The following is a 16,355-nucleotide window of genomic DNA, read 5'->3' on the forward strand; positions in this document are numbered from 1 at the left end:
TCCTTGGGTCAGCGCGTGAGTGCGGCCCAGGCGGCCGGGATGCGCGCCGCCAGCATTCCCGCGTTCAGGGGTGCGTGTGGGTCCTCGTGCGCCAGTCTGCCATGAAGTGCCGCCGCGAGTGCGGCCACCACGGCCAATTCGTCCGGATCGTCGCGGCCGGCGTTCATGGCCAGCAGGGCCCCCAGGATTCCCGCCAGGGTGTCGCCGCTGCCGGCGGTGGCCAGGCGCGGCGTGCCGTCCGCCTGGGTGAAGGTGCTCCCGTCCGGCGCCGCGACCACGGTGGTGGGCCCCTTGAGCAGCACCACGGCGCCGGTGAGCCGCGCGGCAGCCCGGGCTGCGGCCAGCGGCGCGGCCTCGATCGCTGCGCGGGGCGTGGTGACCCCGTGGCGGGCCAACAGGGTGGACAGCTCACCGGCGTGCGGGGTGAGCACCAGGTGGGCATTGCTTCCACTGCTGCCAACCGCCAGCAACGCCAGTGCGCCGGCGTCCACGACGGTGGGGAGGCCCGATGCCATGGCCTCCCGCGCCCTGCGCGCCTGGCCGTCGTCGCCGTCGATCCCGGGCCCGGCCAGCCACGCCTGGACCCGGACGTCGGAGGGTGCGTCGGCGGAGCACACGGCTTCAGGGTTGCGGAGGTGGATGGCCGCCTGCACGGCCGGTTCCCCCAGATATCTGACCATGCCCGGTCCACAGGCCGACGCCGCCGCCACGGCCAGCAGCGCTGCGCCCGGATACTGCGCCGAACCGGCCACGATCCCGGCCACGCCCCGCGTGTATTTCTGGTCGTCCACGGATGGGCTCGGCAGCAGGGTCGCGAGATCGGCACTTTCAAGCCGGACGACGTCGGGCTCGGGCAGGAAGGCTTCCACGCCAATGTCCACGAGCACCACCTCGCCGCACAGCTGCTCGGCCGGGGCGCACACGAGTCCGGTCTTCACGGCGCCAAAGGTCACCGTGACGTCAGCGGCCAGCACGGGAGGGTGGACCTCGCCCGAGTCGGGATCGATGCCGCTGGGAAGGTCGCACGCCACGACGGCGGGGCCGTGCCCGCCCGCCGCTATCTGGCACAGTTGCGCCACAATGCTGGCGGAAGGCTCCCGCAGCCCGCCACGCCCGCCGGTGCCCAGCAGTCCGTCCACCACGACGTCGGCGGCCCTGGCTTCGGCAAGGAACGCCGCGGCGTGCCCCGCCGCATCGGGGGCGGCGTCGGCCAGGAGCCGTTCGATCCGGCCGCCGGCGTTCTCAAACGCGAGCAGCGCATCGGGATGGGTGCGGTCGCTGGTGAGCAGCGCCGTCGTGCGGGCACCGCGCCGAGCCAGGTAGGCCCCGGCATACAGGGCGTCGCCGCCGTTGTTGCCCGAACCGGCAAGGACCACCACGCGCGCGCCATAGACGGGGCGGCCCCGCCCCCGGAGGACACCCAGGATGCCCATGGCCAGCCCGTGGGCAGCCCGCTGCATGAGCGCAGGGCCGTGACCGGCGTCCAGGAGCGGCTGTTCGGCGGCCCGGACGGCGGCCGCCGTGTAGGCGTGGAGCACCGTCAGCTCTCGGCGATCACCATGGCCGTGGAAATGCCGCCGTCGTGGCTCATGGACAGGTGCCAGTGCTTGATGCCCTTGGCCTTCGCGACCGCTGCCACGGTGCCCGTGACATTGATGGTGGGGCCGTGCTCGTCCAGGCCGATCCAGCAGTCCTGCCAGTTCATCCCGGCCGGGGCGCCGAGGGCCTTGGCGACCGATTCCTTGGCGGCAAAGCGGGCGGCGAGGGATTGGGTGTTCAGGCCGCGTTCGGCCGGCACGAACAGCCTGTCGCGCAGCCCCGGGGTGCGCTCCAGCTGGCGGCCAAAGCGTTCAATGTCAACAACGTCCACACCAATGCCAATAATCATGACCCCACCTTATTCCCCCGTTGCTCCCACGGCTCGCAAGCTCACCGCGGGACCCGCAATTGTGGCCCCGCCCGACCCGCCCAAGCGCACGAACCGTCCACAACGAAAAAGGACGGCGCTTGCGGTTAAAGCCGGCGGTAGACCGCCGGCTTTAACCGCAAGCGCCGTCCGATGTGTCGGCCGGGCCGTTCCTGCTACTCGACGGTGACGGACTTGGCCAGGTTGCGCGGCTGGTCGACGTCGTAGCCCTTGGCCGTTGCGAGTTCGCAGGCGAAGATCTGCAGCGGCACGGTGGTGAGCAGCGGTGCCAGCAACGTGGTGGTCTCGGGAATGTAGAAGACGTGCTCGGCGTGCTCGCGCACGGACTCATCGCCTTCCTCGGCAATGACGATCGTCTTGGCGCCGCGAGCCCGGACTTCCTGGATGTTGGAGACAACCTTGGAGTGCAGGGAATCGCGTCCGCGCGGGGACGGCACCACCACGATGACGGGCTGGCCTTCCTCGATCAGGGCGATCGGCCCGTGCTTGAGCTCGCCGGCGGCAAAGCCCTCGGCGTGGATGTAGGCGAGCTCCTTGAGCTTCAGGGCGCCCTCCATGGCCACGGGGTAGCCCACGTGGCGGCCCAGGAACAGCACGGTGCGGGTGTCCGACATGCTGCGCGCCAGTTCCTTGATCTGGTCAGCGTTGGCCAGGATCTGCGCAATCTTGGCCGGCGTCTTGGCCAGGTCGGCCAGGATGTCCTTGATCTGGCCCTGGAACAGGTTCCCGCGCAACTGTGCCAAATACAGGCCCAGCAGGTAGGCGGCGGTGATCTGCGCCAGGAACGCCTTGGTGGAGGCCACGGCGATTTCCGGTCCGGCGTGCGTGTACAGCACGGCGTCGGACTCGCGCGGAATCGTGGAGCCGTTGGTGTTGCAGATGGAGACGGTCTTGGCGCCCTGTTCGCGGGCGTAGCGGACGGCCATGAGCGTGTCCATGGTTTCACCGGACTGGGAGATGGAGACGATCAGCGTCTTGTCGTCGACGATCGGGTCCCGGTAGCGGAACTCGTGGGAAAGCTCGACCTCGGTGGGGATGCGGCACCAGTGCTCAATGGCGTACTTGGCAACCTGGCCGGCGTAGGCGGACGTGCCGCACGCGAGCACGATGATCTTGTTGATGGTCTTGAGCACCGACGGGTCGACGCGAAGCTCGTCCAGGGTGAGGTTGCCGTCGATGTCCGAGCGGCCCAGCAGCGTCTGCGCCACGGCCTCGGGCTGGTCGTTGATTTCCTTTTCCATGAAGGACGGGTAGCCGTCCTTCTCCGCGGCGGCGGCGTCCCAGTCGACCAGGTATTCCTTGCCCTCGGCGGGTTCACCGTAGAAATCGGTGATGTCCACGGAGTTGGCGGTAATGGTGACCACCTGGTTTTGGCCCAGCTCCACGGCGCGGCGGGTGTAGTCGATGAAGCCGGAGACGTCCGAGCCCAGGAAGTTCTCGCCGTCGCCCAGCCCCACCACGAGGGGCGAGTTGCGGCGGGCGGCCACGACGACGCCGGGCTGCTCGGCGTGTGCGGCCAGGAGCGTGAAGGCGCCCTCGAGCTGCTGGGAGGCCAGCTGCATGGCCCCAGTCAGCAGGCTGCCGTCGGTGGCGGCGCCGTCGACGGCGGCCAGGGAACGGTAGATGTGGCCCAGCAGGACGGCGGCCACTTCGGTGTCGGTGTCGGAGACAAAGGTGTAGCCCTGCGCCGTGAGGTCGGCCTTCAGCGGCGCGTAGTTTTCGATGATGCCGTTGTGGATGACGGCGAGCTTGCCGCGGTCCACCACGTGGGGGTGGGCGTTCTTGTCCGTGGGCCCGCCGTGGGTGGCCCACCGGGTGTGGCCAATGCCGGTCATGGAGTCGGGCAGCGGGTTGGCCTCAAGCTCGGCGACCAGGTTGGCGAGCTTGCCGGACTTCTTGCGCATGGCGATGCCCTCGGGGGCGATCACGGCCACGCCGGCGGAGTCGTAGCCGCGGTATTCAAGGCGCCGCAGGCCTTCCATCAGCACATCCAGGGCCTGGTGACCGACCGGCGTTGACGTTCCATTGGCCGGTACGGTTCCGGCGTAACCCACAATTCCACACATGAAAAACAATCATAGGCCCCCGCGCGATTGCAGGACGTTCTACGTCCTGCCTAAAAGAAGGGGTGAAAATATGTCATGCGGGTTTTGCCCTCCAACACCGGGTATTTCGCGCTGCCCCGCAAACAAGGCAGAATCAAGGCTGTGACAACGCACAAATCCGAGTCCAGCAATGGCGAAGGCGCCTCCCCGTTCGTGGAGCTGGACCGCCCCACCTGGTCTCGTCTTGCCAACAAGATTGAGCAACCCCTCAACGAGGACGACATTGCGCGCCTCCGCGGCCTGGGTGATCAACTTAACATGCGTGAGATCCGCGATGTCTACCTGCCGCTGTCCCGGCTCCTGAACCTTTATGTGGGTGCCGCCGGCGCCCTGCACAGCGCCACCACCACCTTCCTGGGCGAACGCGGCAGCCGCACCCCGTTCGTGATCGGCGTGGCCGGCTCGGTGGCCGTGGGCAAGTCCACCACCGCGCGCGTGCTCCGGGAAATGCTGCGCCGCTGGCCCGATACCCCCAACGTGGAGCTCATCACCACCGACGGATTCCTGTACCCCAACGCCGAGTTGGAGCGCCGCGGGCTCATGGGCCGCAAGGGATTCCCCGAGTCCTACGACCGCCGCGCCCTGCTGCGTTTTGTCAGCGCCGTCAAGAGCGGCGCCGAGGAAGTGCGCGCGCCGATGTACTCCCATTTGACCTACGACATCCTGCCCGGCAAGGAAGTGGTGGTGCGCAGGCCCGACGTGCTGATCGTGGAGGGCCTGAACGTCCTGGCCGCGGCGCGCCCGCGCACCGACGGCCGCTCCGGGCTGGCCGTCAGCGACTTCTTCGACTTCTCCATTTACGTGGACGCGAAAACGCAGTACATCGAGCAGTGGTACATCGACCGTTTCCGGTCCCTGCGCACCGGTGCGTTCGCCGATCCGGAATCGTACTTCCGCCGCTACGCCGATCTTTCCGACGCCGAGGCCGTGGCCACCGCCTCGCGGATTTGGAAGAGCATCAACGAACCCAATCTGCTCCAAAACGTCCTGCCAACCCGCGGCCGCGCCCAACTGGTGTTGACCAAGGATTCCGACCATTCCATCCGCCGCATGTTGCTGAGGAAGGTCTAGGTGCCGGCGGCGCCGCTGCGGCGCGCCCTGTCCTGGCCCCACCCCGCGGGCATCCTGGTCTCGGTGGTTGGCGCCGGCCTGGTCTTTTCCGGCGCCGTCGCGTTTGGCTCCGGCCCCGCCGCAGGAAGTTCGACGCCGGCCCCCGCCCAGCTGCCGACGCCGTCGTACGCTGCCATCGCGGCAACCCAGGCCGCGTCGCCCTCCGCCACGGCATCCGCCACGAGTGGCGCCGTCTCAGCGGCAGGGGCGACCGCTGCCGCCGGTGGCGCAACCCCTTCGGCCACCGCCGCCGGGGACGCCGGGTCCGCCGGGACGACTCCCCCGACTACACCGACAACACCGGCAGCCCAAGGGTCACCGTCCGTTGCGGCCACTGCGGCCAAAGCGCCCGTGCGGACTATCGTGGCGGGGGTGCCGGCGAACGCACCGATCCAGAAGCTGTTTGTCACGGCGTCGCCGTCGCCGGCCGAAAAGGCCCTGTTGGACATCGACAATCCCGCGAGCATCCTTGTCCTGGTGAACAAGCGCCGTCATCTGGAACCGGCCGACTATCTGCCCGCCGACCTTCTGAACCCCAGGTTTGCGATGGCATCCGGCGAACCGGCCCAGCTGCGGGCCGAGGCTGCTGGGGCGGTGGAGCGGATGTTCTCCGCTGCGGCGGCCGACGGCGTCGCCATGACCATCCTGAGCGGCTTCCGGTCCTACCAAACCCAGGTGGGCCTGTACAACGGCTACGTGGCCCAAAAGGGCGTGGAGCAGGCGGACACGTCGTCGGCACGGCCCGGATTCTCGGAGCACCAAACCGGGCTGGCCCTGGACATCGGGGACGCCAATGCCGGCCCGGATTGCGCGTTCACCTATTGCATGGCGGAGAGCGCGGCAGGCAAATGGGTGGCCGCCCACGCCGCCGATTACGGTTTCATCGTCCGCTACCAGCTGGACTTCCAGGCCGTCACGGGTTATCTGGCGGAGCCCTGGCACCTGCGCTACGTGGGCGTTCGGGTGGCACGCGACATGGCCGCGCGCGGCTTCCACAGCTACGAGGAATATCTCGGCATGCCCGCCGCCCCGGGCTACTAAAACCCGATCCGGGGGGCGCGAAACTTAATTCGCCAAATGCCTCCCCCTGCAGGCAATTGTGCGGTATTTTTGGGTCATGCTAAAGGGATTCAGAGATTTCATAATGAAAGGCAACGTCGTAGACCTTGCCGTCGCCGTCGTAATTGGCGCTGCATTTGGCGCCGTCGTCAACTCATTCGTCGCCAACATACTCATGCCGTTGATCTCCGCCTTGGTTGGAGCACCCAACTTTGACAGCTTTGGCAAGATCACGATCAACCACAACGACATCCTGTTCGGGTCGTTCCTGACGGTCCTGGTGAACTTCATTCTCGTCGCTGCTGCCATTTACTTCGCAGTTGTGGTCCCCATGAACCACATCATTGCCCGCCGCAACGCCAAGCTTGGCATCAAGGCGAACGAACCGGCTGTCGATCCGCAGGTTGAACTGCTGACCGAAATCCGTGACGCCCTCCGTTCCAGGCAATAAGACCAACCACATGCATCAGGGCGGCAACTCCAATGGAGTTGCCGCCCTGATGTGGTTAAGCCGGATGGTTCCTAGAGCGCCAATTCGGTGCGGACCACGGCAACAAGTTCGTCACAGATGCGCTGGGCGGTCTCAATGTCCCCGGCCTCGACCATGACCCGGACCAGCTGCTCGGTCCCGGAGGGGCGCAGCAGCACCCGCCCGGTGTCTCCGAGTTCGGCCTCGGCCTTGGCGACGGCGGCATTCACGGCCGGCACAATGGCGGCGCGGCTCTTGTCGACGCCCTTGACGTTGATCATGACCTGCGGAAGCTTGGTCATGACCGAGGCCAGTTCCTTCAGGCTCTTGCCGGTCATGGCGACCTGGGCGGCCAGCTGCAGGCCGGTCAGCAGGCCGTCGCCGGTGGTGGCGTGCTCGGAGAAGATTACGTGGCCGGACTGCTCACCGCCGAGGGTGTAGTCGCCGCGGCGCATTTCTTCCAGCACGTACCGGTCGCCAACGGCGGTTTCACGGATCGTGATGCCGGCATCGCGCAGGGCGATCTTCAGGCCAAGATTGCTCATCACGGTGGCGACAAGGACGTCGTCCTTGAGTTCGCCGGCTTCCTTCTGGGCCACGGCCAGGACGGCCATGATCTGGTCGCCGTCAATGACGTTGCCCTCATGGTCCACGGCCAGGCAGCGGTCGGCGTCGCCGTCGTGGGCAATGCCAAGGTCGGCGCCCGTGGCGAGCACCTTTTCCTGCAGCTTTTCCAGGTGGGTGGAGCCAACACCGTCGTTGATGTTCAGGCCGTCGGGATCGGCGCCAATCACGGTGACCTCGGCGCCGGCGTCGGTGAAGACCTGCGGGGAACAGCCGCTGGCGGCGCCGTTGGCGCAGTCCAGGACCACCTTCAGGCCGGTCAGGCGGTGCGGCAGGGTGCCAAGGAGGTGCAGGATGTAGCGGTCCTCGGCGTCGGAGAAGCGCTGGATCCGGCCCACGTCCACGCCTACCGGCCGGAACGCGTCGTGCTGGAGCTGCGCCTCGATGGCGTCCTCGACGTCGTCAGGGAGCTTCGTGCCGCCGCGGGCGAAGAACTTGATGCCGTTATCGGGTGCCGGGTTGTGCGAGGCGGAGATCATCACGCCAAAGTCGGCACCGAGGTCGGCGATCAGGAATGCGGCGGCCGGGGTGGGCAGCACGCCCGCGTCATAGACGTCGACGCCGGCACTGGCCAGCCCCGCCTCCACAGCCGCGCCGATGAACTCACCGCTCGCCCTGGGATCGCGGGCAATCACGGCACGGGGCCGCTTGCCTTCGCTCATCTGATCGTGGCCGAGCACGACGGCGGCCGCCTGGGCCAACGAGAGTGCGAGTTCAGCCGTCAGCAAGCCATTGGCCAAGCCGCGGACACCGTCTGTTCCAAATAATCTAGACATCGTGACAAGTCTAAATCATTCGACTGTAAATAATGGTCACAGCCGTTGTGAGGCTCCCGCGCCCGCCCAACACCGTGCGGGGCCGTTGTGGTGACCGGACCCCGTTCCGGACGGGAATCGCCGCGCCGGGGGCCATTGTGGTGATCGGACGCCGGCCGGCCATGGGCGGATCACCACAACGGCCCCCGGACGCAAAAATCCCCGGCTCGCAGAGCGAACCGGGGATTTCTGTGAAGCGCTGAAATTAGCGCTTGGAGTACTGCGAAGCCTTACGGGCCTTCTTGAGACCGGCCTTCTTGCGCTCGATGACGCGAGCGTCACGAGTCAGGAAGCCTGCCTTCTTCAGGGTGGCGCGGTTGTTCTCGACGTCGATCTCGTTCAAGGAACGAGCAACGCCCAGACGCAGGGCACCGGCCTGGCCGGAGGGGCCACCACCGTGGATGCGGGCGATAACGTCGTAGGCACCATCGAGGTCGAGGATGCGGAACGGGTCGTTAACTTCCTGCTGGTGCAGCTTGTTCGGGAAGTAGTCGGCCAGTTCGCGACCGTTCACAACCCACTTGCCGGTACCGGGAACGACGCGGACGCGGGCGATTGCCTGCTTGCGACGGCCAACAGCAGCACCGGAAACCGTCAGGGCCGGGCGCTCCTTCTTGGGAGCTGCATCGGTTGCTGCAGCGCTTTCGCTGGTGTAGCTGGTCAAAACTTCTTCCTCAGCCACGACGGCTTCGGTGTTCAGCTCTTCAGTATTCTGAGCCACGATTCTCCTTGATAAATATTTGGGTTGGTGGCCAGGACTACTGGGCGACCTGGGTAATTTCGAAGGTCTTGGGCTGCTGTGCAGCGTGCGGGTGCTCGGCACCGCGGTAGACCTTCAACTTGCCGATCTGCGCTGCTGCCAGCGAAGTCTTCGGGAGCATGCCACGGATGGCCTTCTCCACTGCACGAACCGGGTTGGTTTCCAGCAGTTCTGCATAGTTCACGCTGGACAGACCGCCCGGGTAACCGGAGTGGCGGTATGCGCGCTTCTGCTCGAGCTTGGCGCCGGTCAGGGCAACCTTCTCGGCGTTGATGATGATGACGAAATCGCCCATGTCCATGTGGGGAGCGAAGGTCGGCTTGTGCTTTCCACGCAGCAGTGTTGCGGTCTGGCTGGCAAGACGGCCCAAGACAACGTCGTTGGCATCAATGATGTGCCACTGACGGTTGATATCGCCGGGCTTCGGGGTATACGTACGCACGGTTTTTGCCTTCGTTTCTTGTTCTAGGTGGTGTCACAGATGGTTGACACCTGCTATCTATGCGTTTACCGGAACAGAGGTGAGGGCTCTAACACCAGTTATCCATACACTTCTCAATCACGCCTGTTGGGTGGCAGTCCTGCAACCGGACCTCCAACGGGCGCGTGGTATCGAGATAGGACACGCACAACGACTACCAACGATAGCGTTAAAAAGGGCCCAGGGTCAAAGTGGGACGGCGTCGGAGTCCGGAATGAGGCGCCGGGCACGTGTCAGGGTGGCCCGTTCATGCATTTGTGCGTCGTCCGGGTAGTGGACTTCCTCCAGGATCAGCGGGTGTGGGGCGGCAAGGACCGATTTGGCGTCCCTGACGCCCGCCAGCAGGCGCTGGTGCATCCAGTCCGTTTTCTCCCGCCCGTCCCCCACCCGCAGCGCCGCACCCGTCAGCGCCCGGACCATGTTGTGGCAAAACGCGTCGGCCTGGACGTTGATATTAATCACGTTGTCCGCGCCGCGCTCAAAATCGAGCCGTTGCAGGGTCCGCACGGTGGTGGAGCCTTCGCGCGGCTTGGCGAACGCGGCAAAATCCTGCAGGCCCAGCAGGGGCTTGGCTGCCTTGTTCATCCGTTCGACGTCGAGGTCGTGTTTGTGCCACAGCGTCACGGCACGCTGGAGCGGGTCCCGGCGCGTGCCGGCATCGGCAATCCGGTAGCTGTAGCGCCGCCAGAGGGCCGAGAACCGTGCGTCAAAGCCCTCGGGGGCCCGGGATGCGTCCACGATCTCCACACAGCCGTGCAGCTCCCCCAATACCCGTCCCAGCGCGCCGTTGAGCCGGCGCTTGAGCGAGTGGGCGGGGTCGACGTCGTGCCCGCGGCACAGGCCAAGCCATTCCGAATCCAATACGTCCAGGTGGGCGACCTGGCCGCGGGCGTGCACGCCGGCGTCGGTGCGGCCGGCCACGGTGAGCCGGATGGGGCGGCGCAGGATCATGGCCAGGGCCTCCTCCAACACCCCCTGGACGGTGCGCAGTCCTGGCTGGACGGCCCACCCGCTGAAGAGGCCGCCGTCGTAGGCGATGTCGAGGCGGATCCGCGTCATGGCGGGGTCCGCGGGGACCTGTTCGGGGTTGTGCATGGCCACAATTCTACGTGGCCAAGAAGGCCCGGGCATGCAAAAGGACCCGCCTCCCCTTGCGGGGTTGCGGGTCCTTGCGCGTAAAACTAAAGCTTTCGCTTAGGCCTTACTTGGCTTCTTCGGCGGTTGCTTCTTCAACCTCGGCAGCGGCTTCCTCAGCCACAACCTCGGTCTCAACAACTTCCTCAACCGGTGCTTCTTCAACCGGGGCAGCCTTGGCGGCGGCAGCGGTTGCTTCCTTCACGACGGCCTGCTTGGCGCTGACCGGTTCCAGAACGAGCTCGATGACGGCCATGGGGGCGTTGTCGCCCTTGCGGTTGCCAATCTTGGTGATGCGGGTGTAGCCGCCGTCGCGGTTCTCCACAGCCTTGGCGATGTCGGTGAACAGCTCGTGGACGATGCCCTTGTCGCTGATCAGGCCGAGAACGCGGCGACGCGAAGCCAGGTCCCCACGCTTTGCGAAAGTTACCAGTCGCTCTGCGTAGGGGCTCAGGCGCTTGGCCTTGGTCAGCGTGGTGGTGATCCGCTTGTGCTCGAACAGAGCAGCAGAAAGGTTCGCGAGCATCAGGCGCTCGTGAGCCGCTCCGCCTCCGAGGCGGGGACCCTTTGTGGGGGTAGGCATGGTGTTTCTCCTCAAGTGTCAGCCGAACCGCAATCGGTCACATCGACTGTGTCCGCTTACGGCCGGCTAAAAATATGGTTGTTCGTCTTTAGAGTTCGTCGTCGCCGTAGGCGTCGTCGTTCTCATCAATGGCTGCGGCACGGGCGGCCAGATCAAATCCTGGAGGGGAATCCTTCAGGGACAGACCCAGTTCAACCAGCTTTGCCTTTACCTCGTCGATGGACTTCGCACCAAAGTTGCGGATGTCCATCAGGTCAGCCTCGGAGCGAGCAACGAGTTCACCCACGGAGTGGATACCCTCACGCTTGAGGCAGTTGTAGGAACGGACCGTCAGGTCCAGGTCCTCGATCGGCAGGGCCATGTCGGCGGCGAGGGCGGCGTCCGTCGGGGACGGGCCGATCTCGATGCCTTCAGCCGCGGTGTTCAGCTCGCGGGCCAGGCCGAAGAGTTCAACCAGCGTGGTGCCGGCAGAGGCGATGGCATCCCGCGGGGAGATGGCCTGCTTCGTCTCTACGTCGACAATCAGCTTGTCAAAGTCGGTGCGCTGTTCGACACGGGTGGCCTCCACGCGGAAGGTCACCTTCAGAACGGGAGAGTAGATGGAGTCAACCGGGATACGGCCGATCTCGGAATCCGCGCTCTTGTTCTGTGCTGCCGAAACATAGCCGCGGCCGCGCTCGATGGTCAGTTCGAGTTCGAACTTGCCCTTCGAGTTCAGCGTGGCAATGTGCATGTCCGGGTTGTGGAATTCCACACCGGCCGGCGGGGCGATGTCGGCAGCCGTGACGACGCCGGGACCCTGCTTGCGCAGGTAGGCGACGACGGGCTCGTCATGCTCGCTGGATACGGACAAGCCCTTGATGTTCAGGATGATCTCGGTGACATCTTCCTTCACACCGGGAACCGTGGTGAACTCGTGCAGGACGCCATCCAGGCGAATGCTGGTGACAGCAGCGCCGGGGATGGAGGACAGCAGGGTCCGACGGAGGGAGTTTCCCAGGGTGTAGCCGAAGCCGGGCTCCAACGGTTCAATGACGAACCGGGACCGGTTTTCGGAAACTACTTCTTCAGAGAGGGTGGGGCGCTGTGCAATGAGCACTGGGGTTTCCTTTCAGCGAGCATCCGCTATATGACGCAACACAGGTAGTGGAAATGACGGCTGAGGACTTAACGGCGGCGAAGTTGGCCCTCCCCGCAACCGACCGGTTGATACCGGGGCATGGGGGGAAGGCCAACTAACGCAGCATGAAGTCCTTAGACGCGACGGCGCTTGGGCGGACGGCAGCCGTTGTGGGCGCTGGGGGTGACATCCTGAATGGAGCCAACCTCAAGACCAGCAGCCTGCAGCGAACGGATAGCCGTTTCGCGGCCCGAGCCCGGACCCTTTACAAAAACGTCAACCTTGCGCAGGCCGTGCTCCTGTGCGCGCTTGGCAGCTGCTTCAGCAGCCATCTGTGCGGCGTACGGAGTCGACTTGCGTGAGCCCTTGAAGCCAACCTCGCCGGCCGAGGCCCACGAGATGACGGCACCGTTCGGATCCGTGATGGAAACGATGGTGTTGTTAAAGGTGCTCTTGATGTGCGCCTGGCCCAGCGCAATATTCTTTTTATCCTTGCGACGCGGCTTACGAACCGCTCCACGAGTCTTTGGGGGCATTTTATTCTCCTACGAAAGTTTATTGAGGGGACGGCTAACGCTGAAAATCAGCGGCCGGCCTTCTTCTTGCCTGCGACGGTGCGCTTCGGGCCCTTGCGGGTACGAGCGTTGGTCTTCGTGCGCTGGCCGTGCACGGGCATGCCGCGACGGTGGCGGATACCCTGGTAGCTGCCAATTTCAACCTTGCGGCGGATATCGGCTGCAACCTCGCGGCGAAGGTCACCCTCAACCTTGTAGTTACCCTCGATGTTGTCACGCAGCTGAACGAGTTCAGCGTCGGTCAAGTCCTTGACGCGGACGTCCGGGGAGATCCCCGTGTCGGCGAGAACTTTCTTTGCACGGGTCTTGCCCACGCCGTAGATGTATGTAAGCGCTACTTCCAACCGCTTTTCGCGGGGAAGGTCTACGCCAGCGAGACGTGCCATAGTGGCTGCTCCTTGTGTAAACCGGAGGTCGTAGACAGTACACCCGCATAATTCACAATGCGGCCCCGGCCTCCGACCGGGGGTCCGTTGGCCGGTTGCGGAACATTCCGCCTTCGACCAACTTGTGCTGCCTTATTTATATGTACTTACGTGAGCGGCTGCCCGGGTATTTCCTCAAGGAAGAGGAAATTAGCCCTGGCGCTGCTTGTGGCGCGGGTTCTCGCAGATCACCATGACTCGACCGTTACGGCGAATCACCTTGCACTTGTCGCAGATCTGCTTGACGCTCGGCTTGACCTTCATGGCATTCCTTTGCGTGATTGCAGTTGTAGTTATTTGTAGCGGTAGACGATACGACCACGGGTGAGGTCGTAAGGGCTCAGCTCCACCACAACTCGGTCCTCAGGAAGGATACGAATGTAGTGCTGGCGCATTTTTCCTGAGATATGGGCAAGAACGATGTGCTTGTTCGTCAGCTCAACACGAAACATCGCGTTGGGCAGCGCTTCAGTCACAACGCCCTCGATCTCAATGACCCCGTCTTTCTTGGCCATATCCTCCGCTAACTTTGTTGCGCCAACCCTGTTTGGCCCGGATTGGACACAGCAGGACTGGCTTTGGATTTACTACTCATTTGTTGCTCGTCCGAATGCACCGACACCATCCCCCGTTCGCACAGGACCAGCGCGGCGCGCCCTGGATTACTCCGGGCACAGACAACCAACAACCAACTCTACGGCATAGTGGCAAATATGTTAAATTGACCCACTGTGCGTCAACTGTGGCTTTAAGCCGGTCCGGAGGGGAACGGTTGCCAGGAGCCGGCCGGCGTTTCCACCGCTGTGGCGCGGGCCACCCCGTCAAGGATCGCCAGGCGCACGGCCTCGGCGGCGGCACTTTGGAGTTCGATCATGGCCGCGACGGGCACCAGGGGGTGGGGCACCAAGGGAACCTGGCAGGTGGCGAGGGTGAAGATGGTGTCGCCGTCGGCGAGGGTATGGACGGGGTTCAGTGCCCGGGCCATGCCGGCATGGGCGGCCGTGGCGGTGCGTTTGGCTTCGGCAACGGTCAGGACGGCGTTGGTCGCCACCACCACCAGCGTCGTGTTCAGGCCGGTTCCCGGCTCGGGCGCCCGGGTGCCCGGCTGCCAGGGGATGCCCGCGGCGTTGACGACAGCCAACGCACCAACCACGACGGCGGCGTTGTCGCCGCCCAGCCGGACCGCCGCGGTGCCGAGGCCGCCCTTGAACCTACCCGACCCCAGGGCCGCGCCGGTGCCGGCTCCCACGGTGCCGCGGTCGACGTCGGCCCCTTCCGCCGAGCCGGCCGCGTCCAGGGCGGCTTCGTAGCCCATGTCCGGGCCGGGGCGGGCGGCAAAGTCGCCGCCGCGGCCCAGATCGAAGATGGCTGCCGCGGGCACTATCGGCACCACGCCGCCGGGGACGGGGAAGCCGCGCCCGTTCTCCTCGCACCAGCGCTGCACTCCCCCTGCGGCGGCCAGGCCGTATGCGCTGCCGCCCGTCAGCACCACGGCGTCGACGGTGGAAACCATGGTGGTGGGGTCCAGGGCGTCGGTTTCGTGCGTGCCGGGGCCCCCGCCCCGGACGTCGACGGAACCGATGGTGCCGGCGGGCGGCAGGACCACGGTGACGCCCGTGAGCCAGCCGTCCCCCTGGCGTTGCGCCTGCCCCACGCGGATACCGGGCACATCTGTGATCGAACTGCTGGTCATGGCATGTCCTTCGGACGGTTCTTGAGGTGGTGCCGTCGTGACCATGCTAGGACCAAACAGGGACAAATGCGCCCGGCCGCCGCGGATTAGCTCTTCAGCTTGGGCTTGACGGTCTTCTCGTAGATGCCCTCCAGCTTGTCCTGAAGCGCACCGAGTGTCGTGGCGACGTCGGCCTTTTCATTCATGATCTTGGCCGCCGCGTTCGCCATCTCCAGGTCGGCGCCGGGCAGGAACACCCGGCCGTAGTCCTGGCTGCGGGTCACGCCCAGCTGGTCCAGGGCCACCTTGATCTGCGGCGTCTTGGCCAACACGTCCGTCATGTCGGCATCCGTGCGGACGGGCATGTAGCCCGTGGCGGCGGAGAACCGGGCCGTGTTGGCGGCGTTGGTGACGAAGGAGACGAACTTTGCGGCCGCCAGCTGGCGTTCCGGTGAGGTTTTGGCCGCGATGACCAGGCCGGCACCGCCCGTGGGGCAGACAGGGGACGCGGATACGGCCCCGCCGGGCAGGAAGCCGACGCCAATGTTCATGCCGGCCGTCTTGGCGGCCGCGAGGGTGCCCACCAGGTCGCCCGTGGAGCTGACGGTTGCGCTGACGGCACCGGCGGTCATGTCGGAGACCGCATCCTTGGAGGAGACCCCGGCCCAGCCGTCCTTCACGATGGTGTCCTGGACCCATTGGAGGGCCTTGACGGACTCCGCGGAGTTGGCGGTCATGGTCCATTCCTTCGACCATCCGCCGCCCTGGCCCCAGAGCACATTCTGCAGCGTCCACCCGGCGTAACCGGCCAGGGCGGGGTACTGGTAGGCGTGCTGGTAGCCGGACTTCTTGGCGTTGGCGGCCTGGATCTTGGGCGCCCACGTGGCGAACTCGTCCCAGGTGGTGGGTGCGCGGTCCGGCAGGCCGGCAGCCTTGAAGTGGTCCTTGTTGTAGTAGAACAGCGGGGTGGACCTGGCGAAGGGCACGGCCCAGTGCTTTTGCGCGTACTTGTAGTCGCCGAACAAGGTGGTGTTGAACTTCTCGGTCTTATCCCCCACGGCGGCCAGGAGCTCATCGAGAGGCATCACGGTGTCCGCGATGGCGTAACGGAACCACCAGACATCGGAGGCCACAACGACGTCGGGCACGTTGGAGCCTGCCTGGGACGTCTGGAACTTCTGCGCCACTTCCTCATAGTTGGCGCCACCCGTGACCAGATCAACCTTGATGCCGGGGTTGGCGGCCTCGAAGTCCTTGATCAGCGCGGCCTCGATGTCGGCGGACTGCCCCGGGTGGCTGGACATGAACGTGATCCTGGCGGCCGGGGTCACCTTGGACCAGTCGGTGATCGAGGCCTTGGCGGCGGTGCCCGCCGTGTTGGGTCCGCCGCAGGCAGCCAATGCCGCCGCGCCCAGTCCGATCCCCGTGACCGTGAGGAAGTTCCTGCGGTTCATTGCTCGTGACATGGTGATGTTCTCTTTCATCTGGTTCGTTCC

General features: G+C 65.5%; 18 protein-coding genes. 3 read left to right on the top strand and 15 right to left on the bottom strand.

From position 1 onward, the window contains the following. Positions 1 to 8: 8 nt before the first annotated feature. From AL755_RS18570 to glmS, 3 genes are all read right to left on the bottom strand, one after another. Positions 9 to 1,538, bottom strand: coding sequence for an NAD(P)H-hydrate epimerase (locus AL755_RS18570; RefSeq protein WP_054012271.1), 1,530 nt, complete (start codon positions 1,536 to 1,538; stop codon positions 9 to 11). Positions 1,539 to 1,540: 2 nt separating this feature from the next. Further along, positions 1,541 to 1,888, bottom strand: coding sequence for a holo-ACP synthase (locus tag AL755_RS18575; RefSeq protein ID WP_054012272.1), 348 nt, complete (start codon positions 1,886 to 1,888; stop codon positions 1,541 to 1,543). Between the two features lie 194 nt (positions 1,889 to 2,082). Then, positions 2,083 to 3,993, bottom strand: coding sequence for a glutamine--fructose-6-phosphate transaminase (isomerizing) (glmS, locus tag AL755_RS18580; protein ID WP_054012273.1), 1,911 nt, complete (start codon positions 3,991 to 3,993; stop codon positions 2,083 to 2,085). 141 nt (positions 3,994 to 4,134) lie between these two features. Between glmS and coaA the strand changes: the two genes are divergently transcribed. From coaA to mscL, 3 genes are all read left to right on the top strand, one after another. After that, positions 4,135 to 5,103, top strand: coding sequence for a type I pantothenate kinase (coaA, locus tag AL755_RS18585; protein WP_054013188.1), 969 nt, complete (start codon positions 4,135 to 4,137; stop codon positions 5,101 to 5,103). Beyond that, positions 5,104 to 6,183, top strand: coding sequence for a M15 family metallopeptidase (locus AL755_RS24175; RefSeq protein WP_237762548.1), 1,080 nt, complete (start codon positions 5,104 to 5,106; stop codon positions 6,181 to 6,183). A gap of 76 nt (positions 6,184 to 6,259) precedes the next feature. Continuing rightward, positions 6,260 to 6,652, top strand: a complete 393-nt coding sequence (gene mscL / locus AL755_RS18595) for a large conductance mechanosensitive channel protein MscL (RefSeq protein ID WP_054012274.1) — start codon at positions 6,260 to 6,262, stop codon at positions 6,650 to 6,652. 71 nt (positions 6,653 to 6,723) lie between these two features. Here mscL and glmM read toward each other — a convergent pair whose 3' ends face one another. From glmM to AL755_RS18655, 12 genes are all read right to left on the bottom strand, one after another. Next, positions 6,724 to 8,070: a phosphoglucosamine mutase gene (gene glmM, locus AL755_RS18600; RefSeq protein ID WP_054012275.1), complete on the bottom strand. Its 1,347-nt coding sequence runs from the start codon at positions 8,068 to 8,070 to the stop codon at positions 6,724 to 6,726. Between the two features lie 244 nt (positions 8,071 to 8,314). Continuing rightward, on the bottom strand, positions 8,315 to 8,830 hold the full coding sequence (rpsI, locus tag AL755_RS18605) for a 30S ribosomal protein S9 (protein WP_082369415.1): 516 nt from the start codon (positions 8,828 to 8,830) through the stop codon (positions 8,315 to 8,317). 37 nt (positions 8,831 to 8,867) lie between these two features. Beyond that, positions 8,868 to 9,311: a 50S ribosomal protein L13 gene (gene rplM / locus AL755_RS18610; RefSeq protein ID WP_054012276.1), complete on the bottom strand. Its 444-nt coding sequence runs from the start codon at positions 9,309 to 9,311 to the stop codon at positions 8,868 to 8,870. Between the two features lie 225 nt (positions 9,312 to 9,536). Further along, on the bottom strand, positions 9,537 to 10,445 hold the full coding sequence (truA, locus tag AL755_RS18615; RefSeq protein ID WP_237762549.1) for a tRNA pseudouridine(38-40) synthase TruA: 909 nt from the start codon (positions 10,443 to 10,445) through the stop codon (positions 9,537 to 9,539). Positions 10,446 to 10,551: 106 nt separating this feature from the next. After that, on the bottom strand, positions 10,552 to 11,067 hold the full coding sequence (gene rplQ, locus AL755_RS18620; RefSeq protein ID WP_054012277.1) for a 50S ribosomal protein L17: 516 nt from the start codon (positions 11,065 to 11,067) through the stop codon (positions 10,552 to 10,554). Between the two features lie 88 nt (positions 11,068 to 11,155). Next, positions 11,156 to 12,166 (bottom strand): DNA-directed RNA polymerase subunit alpha, encoded by a 1,011-nt coding sequence (locus AL755_RS18625; protein ID WP_054012278.1) that lies wholly within the window; start codon positions 12,164 to 12,166, stop codon positions 11,156 to 11,158. A 155-nt stretch (positions 12,167 to 12,321) separates the two neighbouring features. Next, positions 12,322 to 12,723, bottom strand: a complete 402-nt coding sequence (gene rpsK / locus AL755_RS18630) for a 30S ribosomal protein S11 (RefSeq protein ID WP_054012279.1) — start codon at positions 12,721 to 12,723, stop codon at positions 12,322 to 12,324. A gap of 47 nt (positions 12,724 to 12,770) precedes the next feature. Next, positions 12,771 to 13,148: a 30S ribosomal protein S13 gene (gene rpsM, locus AL755_RS18635; RefSeq protein ID WP_054012280.1), complete on the bottom strand. Its 378-nt coding sequence runs from the start codon at positions 13,146 to 13,148 to the stop codon at positions 12,771 to 12,773. 189 nt (positions 13,149 to 13,337) lie between these two features. Further along, complete coding sequence (rpmJ, locus tag AL755_RS18640) at positions 13,338 to 13,451, bottom strand: 50S ribosomal protein L36 (RefSeq protein WP_011775570.1); 114 nt, start codon at positions 13,449 to 13,451, stop codon at positions 13,338 to 13,340. 29 nt (positions 13,452 to 13,480) lie between these two features. After that, complete coding sequence (gene infA, locus AL755_RS18645) at positions 13,481 to 13,702, bottom strand: translation initiation factor IF-1 (RefSeq protein WP_009358723.1); 222 nt, start codon at positions 13,700 to 13,702, stop codon at positions 13,481 to 13,483. 233 nt (positions 13,703 to 13,935) lie between these two features. Next, entirely contained in the window at positions 13,936 to 14,880 is a 945-nt protein-coding gene (locus AL755_RS18650; protein ID WP_192841636.1) for a P1 family peptidase, read from the bottom strand. Positions 14,881 to 14,966: 86 nt separating this feature from the next. Further along, positions 14,967 to 16,325, bottom strand: a complete 1,359-nt coding sequence (locus tag AL755_RS18655) for an ABC transporter substrate-binding protein (RefSeq protein WP_054013192.1) — start codon at positions 16,323 to 16,325, stop codon at positions 14,967 to 14,969. Between the last annotated feature and the right edge of the window lie 30 nt (positions 16,326 to 16,355).

It is taken from the genome of Arthrobacter sp. ERGS1:01, assembly GCF_001281315.1.
GTDB lineage: Bacteria > Actinomycetota > Actinomycetes > Actinomycetales > Micrococcaceae > Specibacter.

Bases quoted from the DNA above. Each gene is read 5' to 3' on its own strand.
- AL755_RS18655 (WP_054013192.1), bottom strand. From the start codon at position 16,325: ATGTCACGAGCAATGAACCGCAGGAACTTCCTCACGGTCACGGGGATC.
- rplQ (WP_054012277.1), bottom strand. From the start codon at position 11,067: ATGCCTACCCCCACAAAGGGTCCCCGCCTCGGAGGCGGAGCGGCTCAC.
- mscL (WP_054012274.1), top strand. From the start codon at position 6,260: ATGCTAAAGGGATTCAGAGATTTCATAATGAAAGGCAACGTCGTAGAC.
- rpsK (WP_054012279.1), bottom strand. From the start codon at position 12,723: ATGCCCCCAAAGACTCGTGGAGCGGTTCGTAAGCCGCGTCGCAAGGAT.
- glmS (WP_054012273.1), bottom strand. From the start codon at position 3,993: ATGTGTGGAATTGTGGGTTACGCCGGAACCGTACCGGCCAATGGAACG.
- glmM (WP_054012275.1), bottom strand. From the start codon at position 8,070: ATGTCTAGATTATTTGGAACAGACGGTGTCCGCGGCTTGGCCAATGGC.
- AL755_RS18650 (WP_192841636.1), bottom strand. From the start codon at position 14,880: ATGACCAGCAGTTCGATCACAGATGTGCCCGGTATCCGCGTGGGGCAG.
- rpsM (WP_054012280.1), bottom strand. From the start codon at position 13,148: ATGGCACGTCTCGCTGGCGTAGACCTTCCCCGCGAAAAGCGGTTGGAA.
- rpmJ (WP_011775570.1), bottom strand. From the start codon at position 13,451: ATGAAGGTCAAGCCGAGCGTCAAGCAGATCTGCGACAAGTGCAAGGTG.
- AL755_RS18575 (WP_054012272.1), bottom strand. From the start codon at position 1,888: ATGATTATTGGCATTGGTGTGGACGTTGTTGACATTGAACGCTTTGGC.
- truA (WP_237762549.1), bottom strand. From the start codon at position 10,445: ATGCACAACCCCGAACAGGTCCCCGCGGACCCCGCCATGACGCGGATC.
- infA (WP_009358723.1), bottom strand. From the start codon at position 13,702: ATGGCCAAGAAAGACGGGGTCATTGAGATCGAGGGCGTTGTGACTGAA.